This window comes from Flavobacterium sp. N2550, from assembly GCF_025947265.1.
Taxonomy (GTDB): domain Bacteria; phylum Bacteroidota; class Bacteroidia; order Flavobacteriales; family Flavobacteriaceae; genus Flavobacterium; species Flavobacterium endophyticum.
In genome coordinates, this window is the sequence record NZ_CP110007.1 from 3067826 (window position 1) to 3094277 (window position 26452).

Genomic DNA, 26452 nt, shown 5'->3' on the forward strand with positions numbered 1-26452 from the left:
GTTTCTTTAATTAAGTATATCCACTCCCAAATTTTCGAGCTTATCAAGGGTATTTCGTGAAACTTCGGTCAGGCAACCTATACACAGAAACTTTTTGGCTCTGCTAAAAGCAACATATCCTAAGCGAGGATAGTCGGTGGTTTCCCTGGTTCGTACTTTATCCCTTTCTGCCATCCGGGTTTCCAACCATAACTTGAGCTCATCCTCCCCTTTAGCAATAACAAGAACGCTATCGTATTCCAGCCCTTTTATACTGTGTATTGTAGAAACAACAGGAATGCCTGGTGAGGTGTTCCTGTTTATCGAAAATCTAAGGCTCTCTATTTTTACAGGCAGGCCCTGTTTTGGAGAACGTTTTAGTTCATCTTGCAAAAAAACAACAAACGTATTCTCATTGGTGATTGTACCATCTTCAATAGCCCATAGTATTCTAAGAGCATCTTTGCGAAGCCCATATATATCAGTATTGTATACTTCAAAATATTGCTTTGAGCTCATTCTGATAACCGATAGCAGCGTATCTTGAATCATTTTTAAAGGATTACTTTCACTGCCCTTGACAGGTCCCATAAACTTATCATTTATAGCAGCAGTTATCCTTTTTATGACCTCGCTCTTTTTTGCGATAATACATCTTTGCGAAAACGGCACGTCCAACGCTTCACACCTCTCATAGAACTTATCTATAATTTCCTTCACCACACCTTTACCCTGAATATAAGATATGCTTCCTTTTAGCTCAGTATCCTCCTTTTTTATTCTGACCTGTTCAAATACAAACTCTGCCCTGCCCTTGCCATATGTGCGGGCATTGAACTTATTGAGAAATGTCACGATATTTTCAGCACACCTATGATTAGAGGTATTTACTGAAACATCATAGCCGGTCGAGGAAGCTGCCTTGAGTATTGGTATGTTACTAAAAAACTTAATCGACGAATCATAACTCATAATGTATTGCTCTGGATCCCCTACGCAGTAAAGTTTTGTGAGTCCTGCTTTACGGATCGCCTCAATTATATTGTAAATGGAATTCCCTGAATCCTGAAACTCATCTACAAACAGGAATTGAAGCCTGTTGCCAACAATATCCCGGATTGTGGTATTACCAATACATACCTTGGCAATACTGATGGTCTGATCATAGGTAATATATCCCTTTTCATTTAGCCACTTATTAGCTATGGATTTGAGAACAGCCAATTCCTTTGGAGATTTTCTTTTTGTGTCGTTCTTTACCTCAAGCATTTTTTTTACTACTTCGTCGAGATCACACTGCATGAAGAGCTTTTCTTCTCCCATATTGGCTATCCCAAAATTTGAAAAGGGAATGACCAAAAACCTATTCAAAAAGGCATGCATTGTACCTATAAATAAATTTTCCGGTATAGCAATCCTTTCGGAGAGCCTCCGGTAAATATTTTGACGGGCAGCATTGGTATAGGTGATGACTGCCATATATCGCGACGCACTCAATTTGGGTAGTTCAGAAATGATCTGTTCTACCATGTTGTGGGTTTTCCCCGCACCTGGGCCAGCAATGACAAGTGTGGCTTTATTTTGTTGCTGTTTTTGTGTCATCGTTTAAAGAAGTTATACCTCGCTCTATATACTCAGGTACATTAAAACATGTTTTGTCCTTGCTATATTTTTGCTCACTCAACATTAACATGAGCGAATAGGCAAATTCAGATTTATATTCTTTTATAAGCGCGAAGTATTCTTCTGCTGAGATAGGCTTGGCCTTTAATTCTTCACAATACTTCTTACCACTATTGGGACGTACTTCCTTAATAACTTCAAGCAGTATCTTTCTTCCTTGTCCTTTGGTATTGGCATTGATAAGATCAATCTCAAAGGTACTTGCTTCTGTGATCCCGACGGTAATATCAGCCACGCCTTTGTATTTTTCAGCAAGATTGTCCGCCCTGTCTTTTGTTTTAGTTTCAGAATCCCTATCAGTGAGCACTAGACATTTGCGGAAAAACCCATTTTTTATAATTTCAAGAAAATAGCTAAATGCCAATCCATTAACATTAACTATGCAACACCCCAGTTTTTCGGTAGTGGCATTATTAAGGCGCTGGAAGAATACAGGGAGTAAAAGTTTTTCAGAAATGCCCTCAACAAGAATAATCTTGCTTGAGTAGAAAATATTGGTATTCACAGCATCCAGATATTTGTTGAGATATTTTATCTGCCGTTTTCCAAGAGCTGTATCACTAAAGCCATCCAAGATATAATGAGCCTTTAGCTTTTTATTATCTTTAAAGAGCACCACAGTGTTTTCATAATCTATCTTTGTAGTAATATGTGTTGAATGCGAAGTAATAAGCAGTTGAATGTCTTTACGATAAGCATCTTTTGACTCGTTCTTTATGAGGTCATCAATATTATGTGCCAAGTGGTCCTGTAGGTTAGGATGTAAATGTGATTCAGGTTCTTCCAGACCTACGACCCTGAAGTAAGAACTGTGCCCTCTGGTAATATCTTCGATGTATGATAGGACCAAGGATATAAACAAGAGATTATTTCTACCCGTCCCATTCCTATCTATGGTTATTGGATTGTCTCCGTATACCAAACTGATCTTCTTAAGAAGGTCCCCTACGTCGGGCAACGTGAATATCAGATTAACCAGATTGGTAGTATCATCTACTGCCAGTGATATCTTATCCAGCTGTTCAGAAATTCCTTTCTTTATTGTTTTTAAGGCAGCATTATCATCAATGGCGGCCTGCAATCCTACTAGTTGCCCCTTTAGATCTTGGTATTCTCTTTCTTCTTTAGAATTCAATATCCGATATAAAAGCCTTGAATGATGGCTGGCCACCAATTCAGTACCTGCATCACGCAAAGCATCAAGGAATTCAAAACGCAATTGATTCAAATGGTAAGTATTGACAGCAGCTGAAGCATCTGCACCGCCAGTGAGCGTATAATAATACTTTGAAATGGGAAAATTTATCAAATCCAGCCTTGCGGCTTCAGATAAATTCTGATAACATTCCTGTCCGTTATCATCTATGAATTTTTTAATAAATGCCCGTTGGAATTCCAGTTCCTCCTTCTTGACAAATTTACCCACAGGCTTAAAACTGTAGGTAAGCTTGGCTTCGGACATATCGGAATTGCTAAACCAATCTGCAATTACAGATTCTTGGTCCTTATCCCAGTCTTTTAATGTTGCCTCTATAAAAATTTCTGGAAATTCAATATCCTCAATAGGTATGGCAAAATCCAAAACCTTCCTTTTGAACTCTAACATAACATCATAATTGAAGTCAGCAACCTCCAGCATACGTTTTTTGAAAAAAGATATATCCTGTCCGAGTATCAACCCGATAGAATCCAATAGATTCGTTTTTCCGACATTGTTTTCACCAATGATGAGAGTCAAAGGTTTGAGCTGTATTACAAAATCTTGGAATGTCCTGTAATTCCTAATTGCAAGTCTAGAGATATACATGTAAGGTCTGGTATTAGAATTTTCTCGTTAAAAATAAAATTTTTAATCCAAATTCCAAACCATAAACGCCTTAATCATAGGAGATTCGAACACGACAGATGAAAGTGCCTCAAATAGTAATGCTTATGATATCTCCAAGACCTTCTTCGTGAATATATGATTGTATATAATTGGTTACTTCCTTTTTTTTGCTATTAGCCGTTAAGAAGTAATGTATATAGTTAATTTCGTCCGCGTCATCATAATGAATAAGATCTGTAAATGCGCTTGAAATGATACTGCCCTTGAGCTTGAGTATCTTTCTTGCCGTAGGGGTATCGACCTCCTTTTTTATTTTCAGGCGTATAGTGGTATTCATCTTTTCAATCAGTGTTTTAGCTTCAATGCCTTTATCTCCTCTTTTATCCCTGCCAGCATCTCCCTTATGCTCTGTGGTTCCATTGTATCCGGCTCGAAATCCCTCGTTGCAATGCTCCCGACATATTCCCAGATTTCCAGGATCTCGGACAGCCTGACAGTATAGGGTTCGTAGAAGGTATTGTCCGAGCTCAGTACCAGACCGTTCTTCTCGTGCCCGCTCAGCCTCTTGTATACGATACCCTCGTCCTTCATCAGGAAAACATAGCTCTTCCCGTTGCGGATCTCGCCCAGGTTCTCCACATAGCGGCCCACCACAAAGGAGCCCTCGTTGTGGGGCGGCATGGAATCCCCCTCGATCGGGAAGGCCCTCATCTTGCCCCTGCCGATAAAGGGCAGCGAGATCTGCTGCAGCCCCTCGATGAACTCCGGATCGCTGTAGCCGTTAAGGTATCCGGCCTTGGCCCTGTGCGGGATGATCTCGATGACGTTCTCGCCCTGCCTGTCCACGGTAATGGGCAGCAGGATGCGGTTGTCCTCCAGGCGGATCATCCCCCCCGTATCCACCTTGCGGATGTCCACCGAGAGCAGCAGGTCGATGCTGAAATGGTAATGCTGGGCGATGCGCCTGAGTATTTCATAGGGAGCCTCGGAGGCCCCGGACTCGTACTTGACATACCGCGCTCGCGTGATCTGGAGCTCCTCAGCAAGCTTTTCCTGGGAAATCTTCTTTTGGAGCCTCAGGTACCTGATGTTGTCGGAAAAGAGAGACATACGCTAATTGTTACTATTTGGAACAGCAAATATATACAATTTTGTTACAATATGATCTAATTTTGTCCGGTACAAAAATGATGGATTATGGAACGCTCGATTGTGCATATGGACCTGGATACCTTTTTTGTCTCCTGCGTGAGGCTGCAGAACTCTTCCTTGGAAGGGATCCCGCTGATCGTGGGCGGCGGTGACCGCGGCGTGGTGGCCTCCTGCTCTTACGAGGCGCGCAGGTTCGGCGTGCATTCGGCCATGCCCATCAAGATGGCGCTCCGCCTCTGCCCCGAGGCCCGCGTGGTCAAGGGCGACATGGAGCTCTTCTCGCGCTATTCCAATACCGTATCGCAGATCATAGAGGAAAAGGCACCCGTGATGGAAAAGGCATCCATCGACGAATTCTACCTGGACATCACCGGCATAGACCGGTTCCACGGTTCCTACAAGTGGACCAATGAATTGTCATCTCAGGTAACCCGGGAGACGGGACTTCCCATAAGCTTTGCCCTGTCGGTGAACAAGACCGTCTCCAAGATCGCCACGGGTGAGGGCAAGCCCAAGGGGAGCCTGGAGATCCCCCAGATGATGGTGCAGCAGTTCCTCAACCCGCTTTCCATACGAAAGATCCCGATGGTGGGCGATACCACCTTCAAATTATTATCGCGTATTGCCATACGCAACATACAGACCCTTGCCGAGATGCCCGTGAACGTCTTACAGGAGATGATCGGAAAGAACGGCATCGAGCTCTGGAAGAAGGCCAACGGCATCGACAACACCCCCGTGGAGCCCTACCGCGAGAGGAAGTCCCTCTCCACCGAGGACACCTTCCACCAGGATACCACCGACCTTGCCTTCCTGCGCTCGGTGCTCTCGGCCATGGTGGAAAAATTGGCCTACCAGCTGCGCAGCGAGCAGTGGCTCACCTCCAATGTGACGGTGAAGATCCGCTATTCCAATTTTGACACCGAGACCCGGCAGGTGACCCTGGCCTACACCTCATCAGACCATGTGCTGACCAGGGCGGTCCTGGAATCCTTCGAGAAGCTCTACCAGCGCCGCATGAGCCTGCGCCTTGTAGGGGTGCGCTTTGGCAAGCTGGTGCGGGGCTCCTACCAGATCAACCTCTTTGAGGATACCCAGGAGATGATGTCCCTCTACCAGGCCATGGACAGGATCAAGAATCGTTTCGGTGCCGGGGCCGTGATGCGCGGCAGCGGCATCCGTCAATCAAAAGCCCAGTAATCATGTACCTGAACTGCCATTCTTTCCACAGCCTGCGCTACGGCACCATTCCCGTTGGCGATCTGGTAGCCCAGGGAAAATCCCTGGGTGTTACCGCCATGGCCCTTACCGATATCAATACCGTCACTGGAATCTACGAATTCTACAGGGGCTGCCTGGAAGCGGGCATCAAGCCCCTGGTCGGCATGGAATTTCGTGAGGACAACCGGCTGCTGTATATCGCACTGGCAAAGAACCGTTCGGGCCTGGCCGAGATCAACCGCCACCGTACCCAACATAACCTTGAAGGATTGGCGGTACCGGCGCTTGCTCCGGATTTTCGGGAGGTACTGGTGGTGTATCCTATGGAAAATGTGCCCGAGGTGCTTAGGGATTTTGAATTCATCGGCGTCCGCCCTGAAAACCTGTCCCTGCTGATCCGCCCCGAGTGGAAGGCAAGAGTGGACAAGATGGTGGTCCTGCAGCCCGTCACCTTCCGCACCAAGGCAGAATACAACCTGCACCGCATCCTCAGGGCCATTGACCTCAACACTCTGGGCAGCAAGCTCGTGCCGGGCGATTATTGCGCGCCGGATGAGATGATGGTTGCCCCGGAGGAGGTCATGGTACGCTACAGCCAGTATCCCGGGATACTGGAGAACACCTTTGCCCTGGTGGGCCAATGCTCGTTTGAATACGAATTCGGGGTATCCCGAAATAAGAAGCACTATACGGCAGGCCGGGATACGGACCTGGAACTGCTGACCAGCCTGGCCCATCAGGGACTTATCCGCAGATACGGTGCTGACAATATCCTGGCCAGGGAACGCGTGGAGAAGGAACTGGCCGTGATCCACCAGCTGGAATTCAGCGGCTACTTCCTGATCACCTGGGACATCATCCGCTACAGCAATTCCATGGGGTTCCTGCACATCGGGCGCGGCAGCGGCGCCAACAGCATCATTGCCTACTGCCTGGGCATTACCGACATATGCCCGCTGGAGCTGGACCTGTACTTCGAGCGCTTCTTGAACCTGAACCGCAAGAGCCCGCCAGATTTCGATATCGACTGGTCCTGGAAGGAGCGCGACGTGATCCTGGATTACATCTTCAGGCGCTACGGTGCCGGGCACGTGGCCTTCTGCGGGACTAATGTCGAGTTCAAGTACAGGTCCATATTCCGCGAGGTCGGCAAGGTCTTCGGGCTTCCCAAGGAGGAACTGGATGCGCTCTCGGGCACTTCGATGGACAAGCATGACAGGAACGAGGTGGTACGCCTTGTGCACCGCTACGGGATGATGATGGAGAAATACCCCAACCAGCGCTCCATGCATTCCTGCGGCATCCTGATATCGGAAGACCCGATAACGGATTTCACCGCCCTTGAGATGCCGCCCAAGGGATTTCCGATCGTGCAGTTCGACATGCACGTGGCCGAGGAGATCGGATTCGACAAGTTCGACATCCTCTCCCAGAGGGGCATCGGCCATATCGACGATTCCGTAAAGCTGATCAAAAAGAACCGGGGCATAAGCGTGGACATCCGTGATACTTCCATCTCCAAGGACGAAGCTACCTGCAATGAGTTTCTCGGCCAGGGCAGGACCATCGGCTGCTTCTATATCGAGAGCCCTGCCATGCGGGGACTGCTGCGAAGGCTCAAGTGCAACAACTACAAGGTGCTGGTGGCCGCCTCGTCGATTATCCGACCGGGAGTGGCCCAGAGCGGGATGATGAAGGAATACATCTTCCGCCACAATTATCCTGACCGGTTCGAGTACTTCCATCCGGTATTCGAGGAGCAGCTGGGGGAAACCTACGGCATCATGGTCTACCAGGAGGACGTGATCAAGATTGCCCTGCACTATGGCGGGGTGGCCGCCGCTGACGGGGATATCCTGCGCAGGGCCATGAGTGGCAAGGGGCGCTCCCTTAGCGCACTGCAGAAGGTCAAGGATAATTTCTTTGCTTCCTGCGCCGCCCAGGGGCATCCCGAGCAGCTGAGTACCGAGATCTACCGGCAGATCGAATCCTTTGCCGGCTATTCCTTCTGCAAGGCCCACTCGGCCTCCTATGCCGTGGAGAGCTACCAGAGCCTTTACCTGAAGGTGCACTACCCCATAGAGTTCATGGTGGCGGTGATCAACAACCAGGGCGGCTTCTACCGCACCGAGGTATACGTGCACGAGGCGCGGATGTCAGGTGCGGCCATACACAATCCATGTGTCAATAAAAGCGAGGTGGAGACCACCCTCTACGGCAAGGATATCTACTTGGGATTCATGCACCTGCAGGGACTGCAGGGCGATATAGCCCATCGTATTGTGGAAGAGCGTCTGGCAAATGGGGAGTACCATTCCCTGGAGGATTTTATCAACCGCATACCCATTGGCATTGAAGGACTGCAGCTGCTGATCTATATCGGCGCGTTCCGCTCTACCGGCAAGAACAAGAACGAGCTGTTGGTCATGGCCCACCGCATCATGATGAATTTCAAACCGGAGCACCGCCAGCCCCAGCTACTTCCGGAGCCGGTACGGGAATACAAACTCCCGGAACTCAAAAGGTCCCCCTTTGAGGACGCCTTCGATGAGATCGAGCTGCTGGGCTTCCCGGTATCGGTGACGCCGTTCAACCTTTTGAAGACCGGCTACAGGGGCGATGTCATGGCACGGGATTTGGTACGGTACCACAAGCGGCAGGTAAAGATGCTGGCCTACCTGGTATCGCGCAAGCACGTGCCTACCAAGATGGGCGCCATGTACTTTGGGACGTGGATTGATGCCAATGGCGAATTCTTCGACACGGCGCATTTTACGGGAAGCCTCAAGGAATACCCCTTCAAGGGAGGCGGGTGCTACCTGTTGCTGGGTACCGTGGAGGTGGACTACCACTTCCCCACCATCACCATATCCAGGATGGAAAAGATGCCCTTCATGGCGGATCCCCGCTACAGGGAGACCGATGCCGAGAGCACCCGCACCCAGGAGAGGCTGCGCGAGGACGTCTCGATGACCCACCGCGCACCCTACCCGCAGGAACAGGAGATAGGCCTGCCAAGGCACAGGATGAACAGCAAGGAACAGAAGAAAGCGATATGAAAATGACGGAATATGCTATAGTCGACATCGAGACCACGGGCGGCAACGCCTCGGGCAGCCGCATCACCGAGATATGCATCATCATCCACGATGGCATGCAGGTGCTCGAGCGCTGGGAGACCCTTGTCAACCCGCAGAAGGAGATACCTCTTCCCATCTTTGCCCTTACAGGAATCAGCAACGAGATGGTAAGGGATGCCCCTGTATTTGACGACATCGCCGAGAAGGTGCTGGAGATGCTCTCGGGCAGGGTCTTCGTGGCCCATAATGTAAACTTTGACCATTCCTTTGTGCGCCACGAATTGGAACTGGCGGGCCTGAAGTGGATTACCCGCAAGCTGTGCACCGTACGCGCCGCCCGAAAGATAAGTCCGGGGCTTCCCTCCTACAGCCTTGGCAACCTCTGCAGGTCCCTGGAAATCCCGCTGGAGCGTGCCCACCGCGCCGGAGGCGATGCCGATGCAACGGCCATCCTCTTCTCGCGCCTGTTGGAATGGGATACTGAGGGTGAGATTGCCCAGATGATAAGGCGGAATTCGCACGATCAGAACCTGCCTCCCAACCTTGCCCCATCGGATTTCGAGCAGCTGCCCGAGAGGCCCGGCGTGTATTATTTCCATGACAGGACCGGAAAGGTGGTGTATGTCGGAAAGGCCAAGAATATAAAGAAGCGGGTGGCGCAGCATTTCGGGGGCCACAAGATCACGCCACAGCGGCAGCACTTCATGCGGGACATCCATTCGATCTCCCATGAGCCCTGCGCCACGGAATTCATGGCACTGCTGCTGGAATGCTGCGAGATCAAAAAGCTGTGGCCGGCGCACAACAGGGCGCTCAAGCGCTTCGAGCCCCGATTCGGGCTCTACCATTACCAGGCCCGCAGCGGCTACCAGTACCTGGCCGTGGGAAAGCTGGCAAAGGGACAGGCCTGCGTGGAGCTGTTCCACACCCAGTACGATGGGGTGAACCTCTTGCTTTCCCTGGCCGCGGAATTTGGGATCGACCACAGGTTCTGCCATTACGGGACACATGATGAAGGCGACCTTCTCATCAGGAAGGGCAATGACAGCCTGCCCGATCTGGACGAGCACAACCTTAGGATCGACAGGGCGCTGGAACACCTTTCCCTCAGCAGGCCCAGCTTCGGAATAGTTGACAAGGGACGCTCGGCTGATGAGCGGAGCTGCGTCTGGGTGGAAAAGGGCCATTTCTACGGCATGGGCTACCTGCCCTCGGATACCGGCATCAGGGAGGCATCAGAGATCAGGGATTATGTGACGCCCTACGCCAGCAACGGCTACCTGATGCAGCTCATCAACGCCTACGCCGAGAAATATCCCGGCAAGGTCGTCAGGCCTACAGTTGACGGCAATTGAAAAAAATGAACCATGACACTATTTAACGATACGGAACTCTTCACTGCCGGCAGCATGCCTAAGAAATGGTATGACCTGCCTGATATGGAATTGATGCAGTATGATGGTTTTGTTCACAAGGAACAGGCCGACCGATATTATACTACGTTTTTGAACAATACCCCATGGCGGCGCTATGAGATGCCTATGTATGACAAGATCGTAACGGCACCCCGTATGATCGCCTGGTATGGCGAGCCCGATGAGGCTGGCGAGGGTTCCCTTGCCTGGACCCCGGAGCTTCTGGAGTTGAGGTCCATGGTCGAGCAGGAAACAGGGCTTGAATTTAATGCAGTACTGCTGAACCTGTATAGGAATGGCAATGACAGCGTGGCCTGGCATTCGGACAAGGAGCATAAGATCGGCCGGAATCCCAATATCGCCTCGATGACCTTCGGGCAGACGCGTCCCTTCAGGTTCCGTCACAAGACTGACAAGGCACTCGGCCAGGTGGAAATCCCACTGCACCACGGCACACTGCTGCTGATGTCGGGAACCACCAATACCTTCTGGGAACACCATATCCCGAAGTCTGCAAAGAATATGTTGCCCAGGATTAATTTGACCTTCAGACAAGTGAAGTTGCAATTATAAATATTTAAGGCACAAATAATTAAGATTTTTTCATTCTTAATTCAAAGCTATTGATAAGCAAAAACATATCTAGTGTCTTGAATATCTTCAGACGATATTGTCTTAATCTAGTCGAAACTGGACACTATGTGACAAATATGCCTACAAAGTTCCAAATATTGACAATTCATAATCTTCTCCGGTCTGGTCAAGCTGCTGTATATATTCCTTAATAATTTTATCCTGTTTTGCGTAATCCTTATCTTCCCTTATATCTGTTTTATCTATTTGGTCAGTGCGGCCATATCGCTCGGCTATCACTTCTGCCTTTTCTTTTGAAAGACAGCTGTACGCTTCGAGAATTGACGAGTAGTCTTTTTTAGTTCCCAAGTTGCGATAATAATTATCAACCAATGGCTCTAATGCTGTTGAATACCAATTTCGAGTATCAGTATTACCATATGCGAGAAAATAGATAAGTATTCTGAATTCGTACTGGCTTCCCTCATAATAGCGTTTAATATTTTCAATAAGAATGTCTCCGTCTATAGCCATCACAATCTGTTTTATAACCCTGGAACCTGATTTTCTTGTCAATTCACCGAGTGCAGAAATTTTCTTCCAGTGCCTCGGTGTGGCCTGCTGAAGCTGTATTGCCAAACTTCTAATATCTAATACTGAGAGTATATCCTCAAGATGGTGATCATAAAAGTTGAGTTCAAACAAACCTGTATTCAAAAGCGGAATGTCCATTTCTTCCAATGGACAATCCTTAAGAAGCTTTTTGATGGTATCAACAACAAACTCGAGGTGACTTTTTCTGAAACTCAAACCATTTCTGAAAAATGAAACCACCTCCATCAAACTAGAAATATCACCTCTATTTAGTTTCCCAACAATCCGTTGAAAGTCTTCATAATTCAGATCTTCCCTCACTTCCCTAATCCATTCTGGATTACTTTCATAAATACCATAAAAGAGGAATCCCAAACTATCAAATTGGTAAGGCTCTGCATTTTTCACCATACCAATAAAGTGCATCTTGTCAATAAGTGGCAACAGGTTTCCAAAGATTTCAGTAGCATGATAACGTATTAATGTTACAATTTTACCAATAGCCGATAAACTACGAAAATCTGATTTGTTAATTTGCGCAGCAATGATATCCTCAATACCACGAAGAGAATCAGCTATAACACCATCCCTAAATTTTGGATGTACGGTATGCATCATATCCGCAATACCTCCCAAAGTTTGGATATCGTCAATAGAAGCAGCCCGAACGATCGCTGCCCAAGAAGTTACTTCAGGATTGTACCAGTTTCTCAAATAAGAACCTACCTCAGTACCTCGCAGCCAAGACCATAGATTGGCTATTTCCCTTATTAAGGTGGAATCCTTAAATATCATATCCAACAGCTCTCCCGAAATTTCCCGATGATAAGGATAGAAACTACTGATATATTTTCTTGCAAACTGTCTGTGTACAGTCTTGTACCTTCCCCGTTCCATTTTGAGCATACGTTTGGAACATAACCTTGAGAGTTGATCTTCAAGCCATCCCTTCTCTGGAACGCCTTTGCCTTTAAGCACGCTGTTATATCGGTACAGTAAAAGTAATTCATCAATACTCACCCCTCTTTCGAAAGTTGAGATATGCTTCATTGCAATGTAAAAAAATAAGATATCGAACCGATCATAAGCCTTCAGCTCATGCTGCAGATCTGTTGCCTTGTCTATCCCTCCCCCTAATAAAAAAATAAACTCCCAAACTGTACCTGCCGTATTGGCAAACTGGTGTACTACATTTTTTAACGGTCGGGTAAACTCTGAAAAACCAATCTGATCGTGATCAGATCCGTCAAGTTTATGCTCCTTTAGGTACTGTACAATATGGTGCTCATTTTCTAATATATTTACTATGACTGAGCCCTTCAACCTTGGCCAATCAAGAAAAACAACCGAGTTTAAAAAGTGTTGTTCGATATTGCTATCTCCTGCAAAATCATTACGGGTGTTTATAATAATTATCCATCTTGAACTTGTAGCAGCCTTTAGCAATTCCTCAATTTGTGCAGAATTCATAATACTATTTGCATCATCGACGATTAGTGTTATTTTACCAACTGTTTGCGATAGGAAATAAAATATTTTATGAATTGATTGCTGCAGGTTTGTGTCATCTATGAATGCTTTGAAGGTTTTTCTATCCGATTGCATTCCTGCGATTCCTAATGCAAGGGTAGTTTTCCCACTACCAGATGATCCCGCGATTATAAGGCATGACGAGGATTGCAAAGTTTCTGTAGCCTTTTGCGCAAACGCTCCACGTGAAAGTGTAGCACTTATAAAAGGTGATGGTGAACCAAAAGAAAAAATTTCGGTAATATTCCCCTGCTGTTCATAATCAATATAAACAAATGTCCCAAACGGAAAGCTAACACCGTTTTTATTATAAAACAACGCTATCTCCCATAAGTGTTCCCATTTTCTTTTAAAGGTATATTGTTCCGCTAAAGACATAGCTTCTTTATGGACTATAACGTGATGAGTAGGACACAAAAGCATTAGGTTGCTTTCCGAGTGATCCTGTGTGATATGGTACTCCTCCATATGGTGGATCTGATAGGGTCGTCCATCATAACCGTCCGCACAGATCGCACATATACCACCGCTTTTTGCTAAAATATTTGCAATCGTGTCTACTGCAATAGGAGCACGGTTTACTTTTTCCCGAATAAGGGCAACTTCCTCCTTTGAAAAACCCGCTTTTTCTAAAGCTTGCTTACTTTGATTTTGGAGCCCAGAAACTGTCAATGACTTTATCCCAATTTTATTGATTAGGTCTGTCGGAAACCCAAGAGCTAAGAATTTATTAAAGGTTCGCTTTTGCATTTATACTCGGTGTTATAATTAATATCCAAAACTTAATTATTCAATACTATTCAAGCCATGTTTTAGACTGGTAGGTTAGGTTGTAAGCAACATACACGCTATTCATTGCTAAACATTTTATCCCAGAATTTAACAGCCTTTAGTTTTCCATTTTCTTCCCAGATCAAATATTTTCTAACTTTCTGACAGAATGGAACGGATTTTATACTGTCATTGATTGAGTTTTTATTTATGATGGTCATGGCAAACCAAAAACGTACAAGTCCTTTCTTCTTCAGATTTGATGTCCATATACTATCATCAACAATCAAAATATTTTGAGATTCTCCGAAAACATCGGTTTTGACCTTGTGGGAGACGCCAACTATTGAATTCTTCTTATCGAGATAGCTGCTTCCTTCCAATGCCACTATTCCCAATGCCTTTCTAGCCTTTTTGGAGGGCAAATAAACCTCCTCTTCCCCTTCCACATTTTTTCTTACTATCTTCGCAAGTGAAACATCAAACGTGATGCTATCGTTAAAGTGCCTTCTTCCTCCATCTTCTGCAATCCAGTCCATCCATACAATATCGGACGGATTCGAATAAATATCTGTTCTGGGACTGGCATAGAACTGCAGGTCGTCACGTAAAATTTTTTCATTGAAACTCTTGGAGAGGTCTTCCCTGAAGGCTTCGAAGTCATTCTCTTTGATAAGGCAGCAGTGCACCTCAATCGAGCTCTGTATCGTCTTGGTCGAATTGTACAGCGCTGTATAATTATACAGTGCTGATCCACGCTGTCCCTCCTTTAGAAAATCAAAATCCGATCTGTTGTAGTAGATCCAATCTGCAAAGTTTATTGTGGGCTCATTGTCAACGGCTGCCTGAATTGATCCAGCTATATCCTTGCCATCTGAGAGCTCTGGAGCGAGCACGTCACTGATCAGCCATTTGGCTGGGTTGAAAAAGGTGTCTACCCTGCTTTCAAAGTCGTTGTCGAAATCCTCCCCAGGATTGTGGATTTCTGTGATGACGGAATAATCCTTTATCCAATATTTATCATCATAATCTGTATAGGGCAGGTAATCTGCCAAATATCCCTTCAGAAAATTTACTGCTAGCCATGTGTATTTTTCCTCATACGTGAATTTTTCACTCTTGCTTCCGTGCGACGCATCAGTATAACCGTTGCCCTTGATACGGTCTAAGCCTAGTGCCCTAATATAAGCAAGTGCTGCGGCCATTGCCCATTCCCTGCATCCAATCTCAAACTCATTACTGTGATGTGACTCATACTTCCTTATAAACACCTCCGTTTCCTTAGTCATTCCTTCCTTGCCATAGCCGATCTCATAAGTGAGGAACTTGTCGTATGCATCCCTGATCACATACCAGGCGAGGTCATGCACTATAGGATAAAACTCTTCCCTTGGATTTTCAAGATAACGTTGTTCAAGGGGAAGATAAACAAACTCCTCCAACTTACTCGGCCTTGCTTTGGCTACTTCGGCCTTGTCGATCAATCTCAATTGGAAGGCTTTTTCCACAATAGCATTAAAACCATATCTCACGATTACATTGCGGTGAATGATCTTGTTCTCAAAAATATTCTTGACGCTCCAAGTGGCTAGTACTGCAATGGCTGGCTTATCTTTACATCTGCTGGAGACCCCCAGCATCACAGCGGCAAGGTCCTCCTGGATCTGGGGATCGTTACAATCGAAAAGCTTATCCAGCAATTTGATGAATTCATACGGAACCATGACTGCCCACTCCGCAAGCTTTGTACGAAGATTTTCCCTTAGTTTTTGATCTAGCGTAGACAATCCCCAGGCATACATGAGCGGCCTTCCATCGTGCTTTTCAAATTCGTCAAGCCTACGATAGACATTCAGTACACTATTCAAACTCCATGAAGACTTGGGCTTACACACTGATTTTTCATAGCTGTCCAAACCTGACCAAAATTTATCACGGCTGAAGGCATCGGGAATATTATATAGGATACCATGCAGATAAAGCGCATTAAAGGGTGTGTCTGTCCTATTGGCCAAAGGGTAAATCAGCGATTTTAATATGGTAAACCTCTTCCCGTAGTCGTCCTTCAGTATTTCGCTTATCCACTTTTCAAACTTCTTCGCCAGCTCGTAAGGGGCTGTCGCCAAGGCTTCCAATTGCATCCCAAATATTTCTTGCTCAGTGAATCCTTTTTGCAGATATCCATCCCATCCGATTAGTTTTTCCGTCCGCAAAAATATTGAGTTGACGACATTCTGGATCAGCTGTTGGTTGGGTGCCTTATTGTATTTCCTTTGGAACTCTATAGGATTCATGTCAACGGGTAAGGCAAAATTTTGAAAGACAATATCCGGAAACTCCTCCAGCCCCCCATTGACAATTGCCTCGGTGATATTATCGGAGATCACGATCTCCAGGATTGACTGGTAGGTAATGGAATAGTGTTTTTCATACTTTTTGATCATACCTCTTGATTGCGATCTTTCAAAACGCGTCATGATACCATTTTCAGATAGGAACTGAAGCAGATGCTCGATTTCAGAATTATCCAGATAATGTTGCAGATCCGGCGTAATTCCCTCCTTTATGAATCTATGCGACATTTCGGGAGCGCTGTAGAACATCTCTGAAATAAGTAGCAGCGCATCAGTGACCGGATGCACATCCAAAGATTTCTTTCTAACCAGCTGGAGAAATTCTTCATTCAATCGACTTAACTTAAGGTTCAAGAGGGTACCCGTTGCGGTTTCAACACTGTCAACTTCTGTGATCGTTTTACCCTTATACTCTTCACAAAAGAGTCGCAATGCGAAAAGACTGTCAAGACCCCTGAACGAATCCAAGTTTGGAATCGATATGCTATACTCATCGAGATACTTAGGAAGTACTTCAAAGATGGCCACATCTCCTTCTCTTGGTAAGGTAAGTTCTTTCAACCAACCATTCTCAGAAACTTTGCTGTTATCGTAAAAGTAATCTCTTGCAGTAAATAAGAACCTTAATCTGGGAAATCTCCTAGAAATCTCTTCTACCTCGCTGATCCTGTCATACCAATTGTCCCAATTGGCAATGTCTTCCTCGAGGCCATCAATACATATCAAGACCTTTGAAAGCTCAAATTCAGGCTCTATGCCGACTTCATTTTGATTGGACTTCCTCACGTCATTCCTATGCGCCAAGGTTTCCAATGCAGAAAGCATCTCGCTGAGATTCCAGCTATGTAATCCCAGCTCAGAGCTTAGCAGGGATTCCCAACTTTTAGAATCGGATCCATAAGCCCGAATCAAAATGGCCGGGGCTCCTGCATTCAGAGATTCCTCAACCCCGAAAGCCAATCCATGGGTCTTTCCTGTCCCGGCTCTGCCATAGATAATGCAGCAGGGAACAGTGCGCAATTCTTCGCATAGCCTTTCAAAACCATACAGTAAATCAGACTGCAAGACATCAAGCTGGAGCACTAGCTTGTCGTACGTTGGCTTTTCAAGATTGGTAGGGATGTTTTCCTTTAGGGACTCTCGCAACTCTCCTACGGTTTCGTAGATCTCTTGGCTGTAGAAAGATAAATCTAAATTGCCTTCAAGCGCCTTGAGTGCCATCATCTTTATCTGATCCAGATAGGCAAGCACGTACTTTAGGGAAGCGGAAATATTGAGTATAATATTATAGTAATTTCGATTCACAGAGTACCTTACCAGTGGATCAAGTAGCAATTCAAATTCCGATATTTCCTTATGCAGTTTGGTTGCCGTTGAAAAAACCTTCTTTCTGAAGGGCTCCGAAAACGTCTGTTTACTGACCTGCATTTGTATAATGCCGCTACTGTTAAGATTTGGAACGTACCTTTCCTTAAGCCAACTGTTGGTCTTCTGCATTTGGAATCTTTCGCTCAACGTTTTGAAGAAGAAGATCTCCCTTTCGAACCAATATTTGTGGACACCTTCATTTTCTGGCTTTTGAATTTCTATTCCAAGTTCATGATCGAACCACCATGTGATATCCAGATCCGGGTAATCCTTACATAAATCTCTTGTAAGATTATTGATCCTGAACTCTTCGGAATCTTTTATTGGCTTCCTGCCTTTACCTATTTTGAGCGAATTAATATTTCTGGGAATGCAGATAATGTATTTTTTTATATTTGGCCTTAGTCCCATGGCCGTATGGACAGACTTCCTGATCTGGTTTATCTGCAGCTCTTCTAGATTGTTCCTGAACCACTTGGATTGTACAGCCAAGATCGAATTATCATTAAGCACGCCATAAGCCTCGATGCCCCCATCTCCCCCGGAACCATTTATGACCCTGAAATTAATTAGCTCATCTGAATAATTTCGATAGAGATATCTTTCGAATAACTGGTTGTTCATTGTCTCAAAAGCATCTTCAGGACTAAGATCGTATGTATTAAAAGAATTCCACATTGGTAACGTTTTTTTAACTTAAACAGATAAACCTAATTTTCAGCGTTTATTTATTGTAGCATGTAATTCTACAGAGGCAGACTCGTCTCCGGTTTTTTGCGGAGTTCGCTTTTAAAATTATACTCACTATATTTAAAGAAATCATTTTCTTTGCATGCGTCAAAAAACTCAATGTATTCACTTCTGGCGGCCTCATCGAGGAAATTATTGTCGGCTACAATCTTCCTTAACTCGAGCGGATCTTGAAATATTTTAAGTATCCTTCTATTGATAGTAAAATATGATTTCTCCCTGAAGTCTGCCTGGATGCTCATTCTTAAAAAATGTATCGGGTCATAATCAAGTAAAGCCTTCTTTATCTCTTCTGCCATCTTGTCCTCTATATACCAGTATTTATGACCCTTTGATGCATCATGAGCCAACGGTTCAAATTTCTCATATGCGGTCCAGAAAAAGATATATACCGCATCTTCGGACAATCCATCCTTTTGAAGGTGCTTCCTGAAAAATCCTATCTGGTAATCAACAAGTTCTTCGTTAGAGAGCACAAAGGGCCTTCCGTCCTGTCTTATATGATACACCAATTCGTTCTGGAATAGAAAAGGAAATGGCGCAGAGTCGAAAATAGCCTCGGCACACGCCTTGAACGCTTCCGGTTTATTATTGTAATATGCAATATTAGGATTATAGGAATTATTCCAAAACAAGCTTACAAGAGAGTCAAAGGGAAACGACCTCAATCCTTCCTGCTTCGCATATTTAGGTCCAAGGTAACATAGAGCATTGACCTGCAATTCAAATTTTTCCCTGTCGAAAACATTTAGCTGAATGACACGGGCACCAACTTGACGCATCATCTTACGCTCCTCATATATATCAATAAAGGCACGTATTCCGGCACATCCTTCATTTACTGCTCTATTGAAATCTTTCTCTGATAGCTCATTTCCGCTCAGACGGTACCGGAAATAGCGTTCAAAAAACATCGGGTATATTATGGAATTCTTGGCATTCTTTATTCTTTCAAAAGGGAAAAACATATGATGGAGTAGGCCTGCAATAAGCCCCAGCTCTTCTTCTCCATATTGTCCTTCACTTCGCAGAATTTCTATAATGCTAATTTTCCTTTCCTTGGCTTCGGTATAATTATCCAGCTCATAAAATTGGGCATGCAAATTTGCATAAGGTTGGTTACTTACAAACTCCTTCCTATTCTCATATAATCGATCATATATTATCGGAAATCTGAATTTTAATAATTCCAGCACGAAGAGGCTTTCAAAAAAGACTTCATCTTTTAGTTTTTCGTAGGTAATTCTAAAGCTGTTAACAAATTTTATAACATCGCGCGACTGCCTGAAAATCTTACTATAAGAATATTCATAATCATGATGAAAACCTGTGGCAATTATATTTTCTTTGTAGTTTTTAAGGTCTTCTTCTTTCAGAAATATCTTAAGGTATTGTTCAAGTAAAGCTTGAAGGCTGCCAGCTTCCCTCTTGGGTAAGGGAACTTCCAACTGTATTATCTTGTCTAGAAATCCACTGCCCGCATCAGTACGCAAGGTAGCGACAGCCTGATCAACATATTTCCTGTCATAGGCAACCAGGTAAAAGATATTGGTAAAATTACCGGTACTCCTGATTATACGGAGAACTTCCAGTATCTCCTCGTTATACAGTCGATCGAGATCATCTATCGCGACAACAATCTTCTTCCCCGAGCCTGCAAGTAATTCATTAATAATTTTATAATCGTCTGCATAACTTGTGTCATGGAACAGGCTCGTTAGAAGGCTTGCCTGTTTGAAAATTTTTGCAAGCGAGGATTCTGATCGCGCCAGCTTCCTAGAATAGTCAAGAATAAGACCGGATACCTTAGGATCAATCTTATATAACCTAGCGGATAGCAGGTCGAAAAAGTCTTCCTGTATGTTCGATTTTCCTTCCACACTCCAAGGATTGAATTCCATAAAAGATGTAGAGTTTTCATCAAGCTGCGAGCCAATAAGATTAATAAACGAAGTCTTACCACTTCCGTAGTCACCAAGTATTCCTATTGCAAATGATCTGCTGTTATATGTACTGTTTATTTTTTCAGCAATGTCCTTTGCAAGCCCCCGCCTATTAAAACTGTCTTCACTTTCGCTCTTAATTGGTTTGTCCTCTACAAATCCTTTGTCAAACTGTTGTGGTTCTTTCTTCTTTTTTGGAAGAAAGCTGAGCACGGAAGGAAATGATAAGGCAAAAACAATAATATCCCATATTCTAAAATATGCAAAAATCTTAAAAGAATAGAATGTCCAGTAATCGCTTGAAATTGTCAGGGCATATAATCCAATTGACAAAACAGCAATTTGCCTTACAAGTATCTTACTGGCAAACAGAATGAGTAATAGCGAGATGCAGATTGCAAACGCCATCACCAATACGTCGTTAAAGACACTGACCTCGAAATGAGAAATAAGCCAAACGACAACAAAATTGTTTAACAGATTATTTATAACTCCCCTGAAAAAAGACATCAGCGATATAAATAGAACTATCCACAAGAACCTGGACTGATTCTTTCTTAAATAAGGCAAGATCATCATTAATTATTCGATTTGAAGTACGTAAAAAGCTTTTGCTTTTACCGTCATAATGGATTCCAAATATAACTAAATTAGAAAGATATTCCGCGTCCAAAACTCAAATCACAGTATAACGTATTTAGCTTACTGTTAGCAATAATTCGTGTATTACCTACCTCATCCTCTATGCGAATTCTTACCAGAAGTAATCACTCAAAATTGCTTAATAACTTTCTCCCTTGCAGGGATGTCGTCCAATATGTTATAATATTGTATTCACCAATAAGCAAAAAATTCCGTGCCTGTGCTAAGCCATTATAATTTCGTTGTTTCTTATAATCCTTTTGAAATTGCAATGGGGATAATTGGAACATCCTAGGAATTCACTATAGGGACCCTTCCTTTCTACAAGCTGGCCGGCACAGTCAGGGCATTTTTCCCTCAGGGAATCATCATCAACATCCATGATCTCGCTAAGGAATTTGCTGGGGCTAAGGGTATTGTACAGCAGGAAATTCTTGTGCCTGGCCCTGGTGATGGCCACATAGAATACACGGCGCTCCTCCGCATTTTCAAACCGGTCCCCTTCATGGAGCAGGCAATTTAACAGGGGATCGTCGGCAATCTCAGAAGGAAATCCCATGATTCCCGAATTTACATCCAGGATTATGGTATAGTCGCAGGTCATACCCTTGACCCTGTGGGCCGTGTAGTATTCCAGCTTCAATTTGGGATAGTCACTTGCAAGTTGCCGGAATCCATCAGGTATATTGTGGTGGTATCTTCCGATCAAAAAGACCTTTGCCTCTTTTTTCAGCAAGGCAATCTCGTCAAGGGCAGATCTTACATCTCTCTCTTTTGCCTGCTGGCGTGCCTCACGGCTGCCTGCTGCTATAGATCCGATAAATGCAAAGCTGTCGTGCTCCGCCCGGCGGTCGGAAAAAAGCGTCTTTCTAATCTGGGAAGGATTTTTCTGGATGTAGTCGCTGGAGATCTGCAGGATCTGGTCATTGAAGCGGTAGGTGCGCAATATGGGCGTCATGCTGGTATGGCCGAAATGCTTCTCAAACTCGGTGATGATGGAGATGTCGCTGCCTGTAAAGCGGAAGATGGACTGCCAGTCATCCCCGACCGCGTATAGCTTGACACCTGGATTTTGCTTCCTCAGGCTTTTAAGAAGCTCGTACCTTCCAAGGGACATGTCCTGGAACTCATCCACCAGGATGTACTTGTAAGGCCTCTTGAACTCCCCTCTTGCTATATGCATTGCCGCGTGGTTGACCATGTCGTTGAAATCCAGCGCCGAATCCTTTTTCAGCCTGTCCTCATAGCCCCTGTAGACGGGCCCGAAGACATCCAGAAAGACCTTCAGCCTGCGGTCGCCTGTCCGGGCAGCGATAGTCTCGGGTTCCCTGGCATTGGACTTCATCAGGCCAAGGAAGGTATGGATCATGTTGATAAAGCTTTCATAGTAGGGGGATTCCTTTACCAGTGGCAGGATCTCCTCCGGCTTTCTTGGCTTGAGTTCTACCCCATGGTCCACCAGCATCTTTTTCAGGCTGGAGATCAGGCTGCCCTCTGCATTCTGGAACGAGTAGGTCTCTATGAGCGTGGTGCCGAGCTTCTTGTGTATGCCTCGTTTCCAGCTGATGCCCGCATTGTAGTAGTCCCTGGCCGTGGGATAGGGCGCCTTTGTCTGGAACCACGCCGGTACGTTGCCCTGGCGGTCAACCCCGAAATGCTCGTGCCAGATGTCATGGCCGGTCAGGTAGAAATCGGGATTATAGCTCCCAAAATCAGCATTGCGGTCCTCGGGCGGAAGCGGATAATGCTTCTCGTATTCGTAATTTATGCCAAAGAGGCAGAAGAAGTTGGCGATCTGCACCTCCTCCATGCTGTTCATTTTGTTTCCGTCCAGTGCCACATTCTCGAAGCTCTGTTCATGCTTGAGATAGTCGTCCTTGGTCTCAAACCGGAACTCATCGCGCTCGGGCCTGCTGAAGAATGCGATAAAATTGACCGCCTTGCGCTGGAAGTCAGCGTCGTTGATAAACAGGTCATCAAAGATTCCCTGCAGGCAGGCCTTGGCATCGTCTTCCTTCCCCTTGAATGCCAGGTGCAGCTCGGTATCAGAACAGTGCCTCTTGACAAGGTAGCCGAAACTGTTGAAGGTCCTCACATCAAGGTTTTCAGCTCCCGGAATGTGACCGCAGAATTTCATGCAGCGTTCCTTCATCTCGCTGACAGCGTTCTTGGTGAAGGAAATGATGAGCAGCTCCTCTGGACTGGCCAGGCCCCTTTCAAGGATATAGGCTACCTTGGCCGATATGGTAGTGGTCTTGCCTGTACCCGCCCCTGCCAGTACCAGATTGTTGTCCTCGTCCCTTATTACCGCCTCTATCTGGTCCTCGGACAGGGGATATTCTTCAAGCGAATCGAAAAGCGGGCGGTACTCCTGGGCTTCCCTTTTGACGAACGCATCGTTATACTCCTTGCGCACCGCAGAGATAGTGTCGTAGTTACTGGTAAATGCACGGATGGCCGCTTCATACTGGGGATCCATTCCAAGGTCGGCAAAGCCGTGTACGGCCAGCTTCCTTGTAGCGGCATAGGTCTGTATGTATCGCTGTTCGTGGCTGAAAGCAAAATATCTCTCAAAATTGGTAAGGCGCTCTACAAGGGCATTGCCCTGGAGGATCTCTTCACGGGCACCGACAAGGAGCTGGCGCTGCCTTTTCTGAAGGACATGCTTCTTGTAGAGGTACCAGATGCCAAAAACCGATACGAACAGCAGCACTGCGTAAAGGACAGAAACTATACCGGGTTTGCGACTCTTGCTCATTCGGCGGATGGTAAGGTTATTATGCGGCAAGAACGTAAAAAAAATCCTATCGCACAAGCAAGCGTGCCTGTAAAATTTTGGACACCAGACGGTAAGGCCTCTTGGCAATGCCGCTCCATAGGCCTTATTGCATCTTAATGCTCCATAATGTCTTAGATACGGAATTTCACATACTTGGCCGTGCTGCCTCCAATGGCAGTTCGTTTACCTTAGCTTGCCATTATAGGGCACAGTCCTATTTTACAGCCAATTATCTCACAAAGTTCGGCAGTATGGCAGCGGTTCGCTGGCAAAAAATTCCCCCATAAATGTGCAGCCGGGGCCTGCACTTTATTGCGTTGCTTTTTGCGCTCGCTGGCCAACGGCCGGAGGTGCTCCATAATTAAACTTTAAAATTCAGAAATTATGGAAACTTCGATCACAACAGCAGAATGGCAAACGGTTTCAGAGATCCAGCTCGTTTACAGGACCAAGGTAGCGCCTTCAGAGCGTCCAAAGATCAGCTCATCACAGTCTGCCTACGACCTGCTCCTGCAGGCATGGGACCAAGACAGGATCGAATTCGTCGAGCAGTTCAAGATACTGCTGCTCAACAAGGGCAACAGGGCCCTTGGATCCTACGAACTGTCGACCGGAGGCACAAGCGGGACCGTCGTGGACATCAGGCTGATATTTGCCGCGGCACTCAAGGCCAACGCCTCCGGCATCATCCTGGCGCACAACCATCCTTCGGGCAACCTCGTGGCAAGCCAGGCCGATAGGGAAATTACGGCAAGGGCACTCCAGGCAGGACAGTTGCTTGGCATACCGGTACTCGACCACCTGATCATCAGCACCGAAGGATATCTGTCCTTCGCAGACCAGGGACTGCTGTAGTCCCTGTTTTACGCAGTCCCATTTTTACAGTTGCGTCTTCGCAGAAAATAGAGATCCTTAAACTTCTTTCAGGTTTTTTATCTTTTTTAATTACAATGGGCCATAGGGGGCAATTGGAAAACCCGGAAAGTAAAATCAATTGTAATCTAGGGCAATTCCAATTCAAAATCCAGATGAAAGATTTCTTTTATAATCTCAATAATACAATACGCATTTTCCCAACCTCCGCAGCATTCTGGACTCATGCAAAACGTAAATACCGCCACGCGGTCACTAAACATTCTCAACAGTGAGAAGAAATCCCTGATGTATACTTCTGAAAATAATACGATTTTTCGATCATCGTAGCTGTCGCCGAAGAAAAAATCCAAATCGACATTGACAATCCATTGGACTTCGCCATTTTCCTCATCAACTAAATTATTCAGATTGGCAAGCAAATCGTACGTTTCGAAATCTTCCGTAATGAAATTCGCTAACCTGTTTCCCATCCTATGGGTACAAAAAAATTTTTCAGCAAATAAATCAGGATAAAGAATATTAAGATTGCCAATATAGTTGTCCCATCGAAAAATTGGGGCAGTTTGATTATTTCCAATCGGTCGCCGTAAATCAAGATATTCCTGTAATTCCAGCGAATGTATCTGGATGTTCTTGTCAATAATTTCAGACTGCATTACTTGGGGATAATCTAACAAATCATAATGACGATCAACATGCAGTAATTTATAGGTACTGTCTGTATCCAAAGTATTTAGCCAGGACCAGCCGGCTGCCAAATGATTATCCATGATAAAAACGTTCTCAAATCGGTAGAGAAAGTTTAAGTTGTCGGCTGAAGATTCTTGCAAAGGATTGTTGGGTTCTTTTATCCACATAGTTTCAGGAAATTACACATACATTAAAACGAATTTACAGCGAAAATTGATGAACACGCGCTACGTAATGATGTTCAAGCGTACAATACTAAGGAAAAGAAAAATATGCCTTTGGATTTTTTTCTAAAATTAATTTCTAACCCCAATTAACAATCCGATGCGGGAACCTTGACCGCGGTAAAGACCTGGGTGTTGGGCGCCATAAGATTGGTGCTATTAGATGGCGAAAAATCGGCTATTCCATCGCAACAGCTTAGGACAGCTCAATCCACACCGGAGCGTGGTCGCTGCTCTTCTCCCATCCCCTGGCCTGCTTGTCGACCCCACCTTTCTTTAATCTCTTTGCCAGGTCCGCGCTCAGCAGGAAGTGGTCGATGCGCAGGCCTGCGTTTCTCCCGTAGGCATTCCTGAAATAGTCCCAGAAGGTGTAGACGGCCTGGCCCGGATAAAGCGTGCGCAGGGCGTCGGTCCAGCCCTGGCCGAGCAGCTTGTGGAACGCATCGCGGACCTCGATACGGAATAGGGCATCCTCCCTGTACTTCTCCGGCTTGTAGACGTCCAGCTCGGTCGGCATCACGTTGAAGTCGCCGACGATGGCCACCGGGACCTTGTGCTCCAGCAGCGCATGCGCCCTCTTTGAAAGCCTTTCAAACCATTGCAGCTTGTAATCCAGTTTCGGGCCCGGGGCAGGATTGCCGTTGGGCAGGTAGATGCAGGCCACCACGATGCCGCCCACGAGGGCTTCTAAGTACCTGCTCTGCAAATCGTCGGGGTCTCCGGGAAGCTTGCGCCCTACCTCCTGTATCTCCATTCCCCTGGCCAGGATGGCTACGCCGTTCCACTGCTTCTGGCCATGCCACACTGCATTGTAGCCCGCTTCCAGGAGCGCCTCTTTCGGAAACCTGTCCTGCGGGGCCTTTAGCTCCTGAAGGCAGACAATATCTGGCGAGCGCTCCGCCAGCCATTGCAGCAGTACCTTCAGCCGGCCGTTTATGCCGTTTACGTTGTAAGTGGCTATCGTCATACTTTTTCTTTTAAAGATACGATTTTTAGGCCT

Annotated in this window: 15 protein-coding genes; 5 read left to right on the forward strand and 10 right to left on the reverse strand. The window is 45.7% G+C overall.

Translation table 11 applies throughout. The annotated features are described in order from the left end of the window. Nucleotides 1-6: 6 nt before the first annotated feature. The 4 genes from OLM56_RS13535 to OLM56_RS13550 all read right to left on the reverse strand — a co-directional run bounded on the left by OLM56_RS13535 (nucleotide 7) and on the right by OLM56_RS13550 (nucleotide 4600). Nucleotides 7-1581 carry a UvrD-helicase domain-containing protein gene (locus OLM56_RS13535; RefSeq protein ID WP_264527340.1) on the reverse strand — a complete coding sequence of 525 codons (1575 nt, stop codon included), beginning with the start codon at nucleotides 1579-1581 and terminating at the stop codon, nucleotides 7-9. Further along, nucleotides 1556-3469: an ATP-dependent nuclease gene (locus tag OLM56_RS13540; RefSeq protein ID WP_264527341.1), complete on the reverse strand. Its 1914-nt coding sequence runs from the start codon at nucleotides 3467-3469 to the stop codon at nucleotides 1556-1558. Before OLM56_RS13540 ends, OLM56_RS13535 begins: the two co-directional genes overlap by 26 nt. 109 nt (nucleotides 3470-3578) lie before the next feature. Continuing rightward, complete coding sequence (locus tag OLM56_RS13545) at nucleotides 3579-3827, reverse strand: hypothetical protein (protein ID WP_264527342.1); 249 nt, start codon at nucleotides 3825-3827, stop codon at nucleotides 3579-3581. A gap of 8 nt (nucleotides 3828-3835) precedes the next feature. Then, on the reverse strand, nucleotides 3836-4600 hold the full coding sequence (locus OLM56_RS13550) for an XRE family transcriptional regulator (RefSeq protein WP_264527343.1): 765 nt from the start codon (nucleotides 4598-4600) through the stop codon (nucleotides 3836-3838). An 87-nt stretch (nucleotides 4601-4687) separates the two neighbouring features. On the opposite strand from OLM56_RS13550, the gene dinB reads away from it, so the two are divergent. Genes dinB through OLM56_RS13570 form a run of 4 tightly spaced genes read left to right on the forward strand, consistent with a single transcriptional unit; the run spans nucleotide 4688 to nucleotide 10931 of the window. Further along, nucleotides 4688-5842: a DNA polymerase IV gene (gene dinB / locus OLM56_RS13555; protein ID WP_264527344.1), complete on the forward strand. Its 1155-nt coding sequence runs from the start codon at nucleotides 4688-4690 to the stop codon at nucleotides 5840-5842. Nucleotides 5843-5844: 2 nt separating this feature from the next. Next, nucleotides 5845-8922: a DNA polymerase III subunit alpha gene (locus tag OLM56_RS13560; protein WP_264527345.1), complete on the forward strand. Its 3078-nt coding sequence runs from the start codon at nucleotides 5845-5847 to the stop codon at nucleotides 8920-8922. Further along, a complete protein-coding gene (locus OLM56_RS13565; RefSeq protein ID WP_264527346.1) occupies nucleotides 8919-10298 on the forward strand; it encodes an exonuclease domain-containing protein in 1380 nt (459 codons plus the stop codon). Before OLM56_RS13560 ends, OLM56_RS13565 begins: the two co-directional genes overlap by 4 nt. Before the next feature lie 12 nt (nucleotides 10299-10310). Further along, complete coding sequence (locus tag OLM56_RS13570; RefSeq protein ID WP_264527347.1) at nucleotides 10311-10931, forward strand: alpha-ketoglutarate-dependent dioxygenase AlkB family protein; 621 nt, start codon at nucleotides 10311-10313, stop codon at nucleotides 10929-10931. A gap of 141 nt (nucleotides 10932-11072) precedes the next feature. Here the strand turns inward: OLM56_RS13570 and OLM56_RS13575 are convergent, their stop codons facing one another. The 4 genes from OLM56_RS13575 to OLM56_RS13590 all read right to left on the reverse strand — a co-directional run bounded on the left by OLM56_RS13575 (nucleotide 11073) and on the right by OLM56_RS13590 (nucleotide 23641). Next, a complete protein-coding gene (locus OLM56_RS13575; RefSeq protein WP_264527348.1) occupies nucleotides 11073-13805 on the reverse strand; it encodes a hypothetical protein in 2733 nt (910 codons plus the stop codon). 98 nt (nucleotides 13806-13903) lie between these two features. Further along, the gene (locus OLM56_RS13580; RefSeq protein ID WP_264527349.1) at nucleotides 13904-18226 is read right to left on the reverse strand and encodes a hypothetical protein; all 4323 of its coding nucleotides are present in this window, start codon (nucleotides 18224-18226) and stop codon (nucleotides 13904-13906) included. Nucleotides 18227-18294: 68 nt separating this feature from the next. Beyond that, nucleotides 18295-20820 (reverse strand): KAP family NTPase, encoded by a 2526-nt coding sequence (locus OLM56_RS13585; RefSeq protein ID WP_264527350.1) that lies wholly within the window; start codon nucleotides 20818-20820, stop codon nucleotides 18295-18297. 286 nt (nucleotides 20821-21106) lie between these two features. Further along, the gene (locus tag OLM56_RS13590; protein WP_264527351.1) at nucleotides 21107-23641 is read right to left on the reverse strand and encodes a UvrD-helicase domain-containing protein; all 2535 of its coding nucleotides are present in this window, start codon (nucleotides 23639-23641) and stop codon (nucleotides 21107-21109) included. 405 nt (nucleotides 23642-24046) lie between these two features. On the opposite strand from OLM56_RS13590, the gene OLM56_RS13595 reads away from it, so the two are divergent. Continuing rightward, nucleotides 24047-24517 carry a JAB domain-containing protein gene (locus OLM56_RS13595; protein ID WP_264527352.1) on the forward strand — a complete coding sequence of 157 codons (471 nt, stop codon included), beginning with the start codon at nucleotides 24047-24049 and terminating at the stop codon, nucleotides 24515-24517. A gap of 146 nt (nucleotides 24518-24663) precedes the next feature. On the opposite strand, the gene OLM56_RS13600 is transcribed toward OLM56_RS13595, so the two are convergent. Both OLM56_RS13600 and OLM56_RS13605 read right to left on the reverse strand, forming a co-directional pair. Continuing rightward, nucleotides 24664-25395, reverse strand: a complete 732-nt coding sequence (locus OLM56_RS13600) for a UPF0489 family protein (RefSeq protein WP_264527353.1) — start codon at nucleotides 25393-25395, stop codon at nucleotides 24664-24666. Nucleotides 25396-25648: 253 nt separating this feature from the next. Beyond that, nucleotides 25649-26419, reverse strand: a complete 771-nt coding sequence (locus OLM56_RS13605; RefSeq protein WP_264527354.1) for an exodeoxyribonuclease III — start codon at nucleotides 26417-26419, stop codon at nucleotides 25649-25651. Nucleotides 26420-26452 lie beyond the last annotated feature (33 nt).

Bases quoted from the DNA above. Each gene is read 5' to 3' on its own strand.
- OLM56_RS13550 (WP_264527343.1), bottom strand. From the start codon at position 4,600: ATGTCTCTCTTTTCCGACAACATCAGGTACCTGAGGCTCCAAAAGAAG.
- OLM56_RS13575 (WP_264527348.1), bottom strand. From the start codon at position 13,805: ATGCAAAAGCGAACCTTTAATAAATTCTTAGCTCTTGGGTTTCCGACA.
- OLM56_RS13560 (WP_264527345.1), top strand. From the start codon at position 5,845: ATGTACCTGAACTGCCATTCTTTCCACAGCCTGCGCTACGGCACCATT.
- OLM56_RS13580 (WP_264527349.1), bottom strand. From the start codon at position 18,226: ATGTGGAATTCTTTTAATACATACGATCTTAGTCCTGAAGATGCTTTT.
- dinB (WP_264527344.1), top strand. From the start codon at position 4,688: ATGGAACGCTCGATTGTGCATATGGACCTGGATACCTTTTTTGTCTCC.
- OLM56_RS13535 (WP_264527340.1), bottom strand. From the start codon at position 1,581: ATGACACAAAAACAGCAACAAAATAAAGCCACACTTGTCATTGCTGGC.
- OLM56_RS13605 (WP_264527354.1), bottom strand. From the start codon at position 26,419: ATGACGATAGCCACTTACAACGTAAACGGCATAAACGGCCGGCTGAAG.
- OLM56_RS13565 (WP_264527346.1), top strand. From the start codon at position 8,919: ATGAAAATGACGGAATATGCTATAGTCGACATCGAGACCACGGGCGGC.
- OLM56_RS13545 (WP_264527342.1), bottom strand. From the start codon at position 3,827: ATGAATACCACTATACGCCTGAAAATAAAAAAGGAGGTCGATACCCCT.
- OLM56_RS13585 (WP_264527350.1), bottom strand. From the start codon at position 20,820: ATGATGATCTTGCCTTATTTAAGAAAGAATCAGTCCAGGTTCTTGTGG.
- OLM56_RS13540 (WP_264527341.1), bottom strand. From the start codon at position 3,469: ATGTATATCTCTAGACTTGCAATTAGGAATTACAGGACATTCCAAGAT.
- OLM56_RS13600 (WP_264527353.1), bottom strand. From the start codon at position 25,395: ATGTGGATAAAAGAACCCAACAATCCTTTGCAAGAATCTTCAGCCGAC.
- OLM56_RS13590 (WP_264527351.1), bottom strand. From the start codon at position 23,641: ATGAGCAAGAGTCGCAAACCCGGTATAGTTTCTGTCCTTTACGCAGTG.
- OLM56_RS13595 (WP_264527352.1), top strand. From the start codon at position 24,047: ATGGAAACTTCGATCACAACAGCAGAATGGCAAACGGTTTCAGAGATC.
- OLM56_RS13570 (WP_264527347.1), top strand. From the start codon at position 10,311: ATGACACTATTTAACGATACGGAACTCTTCACTGCCGGCAGCATGCCT.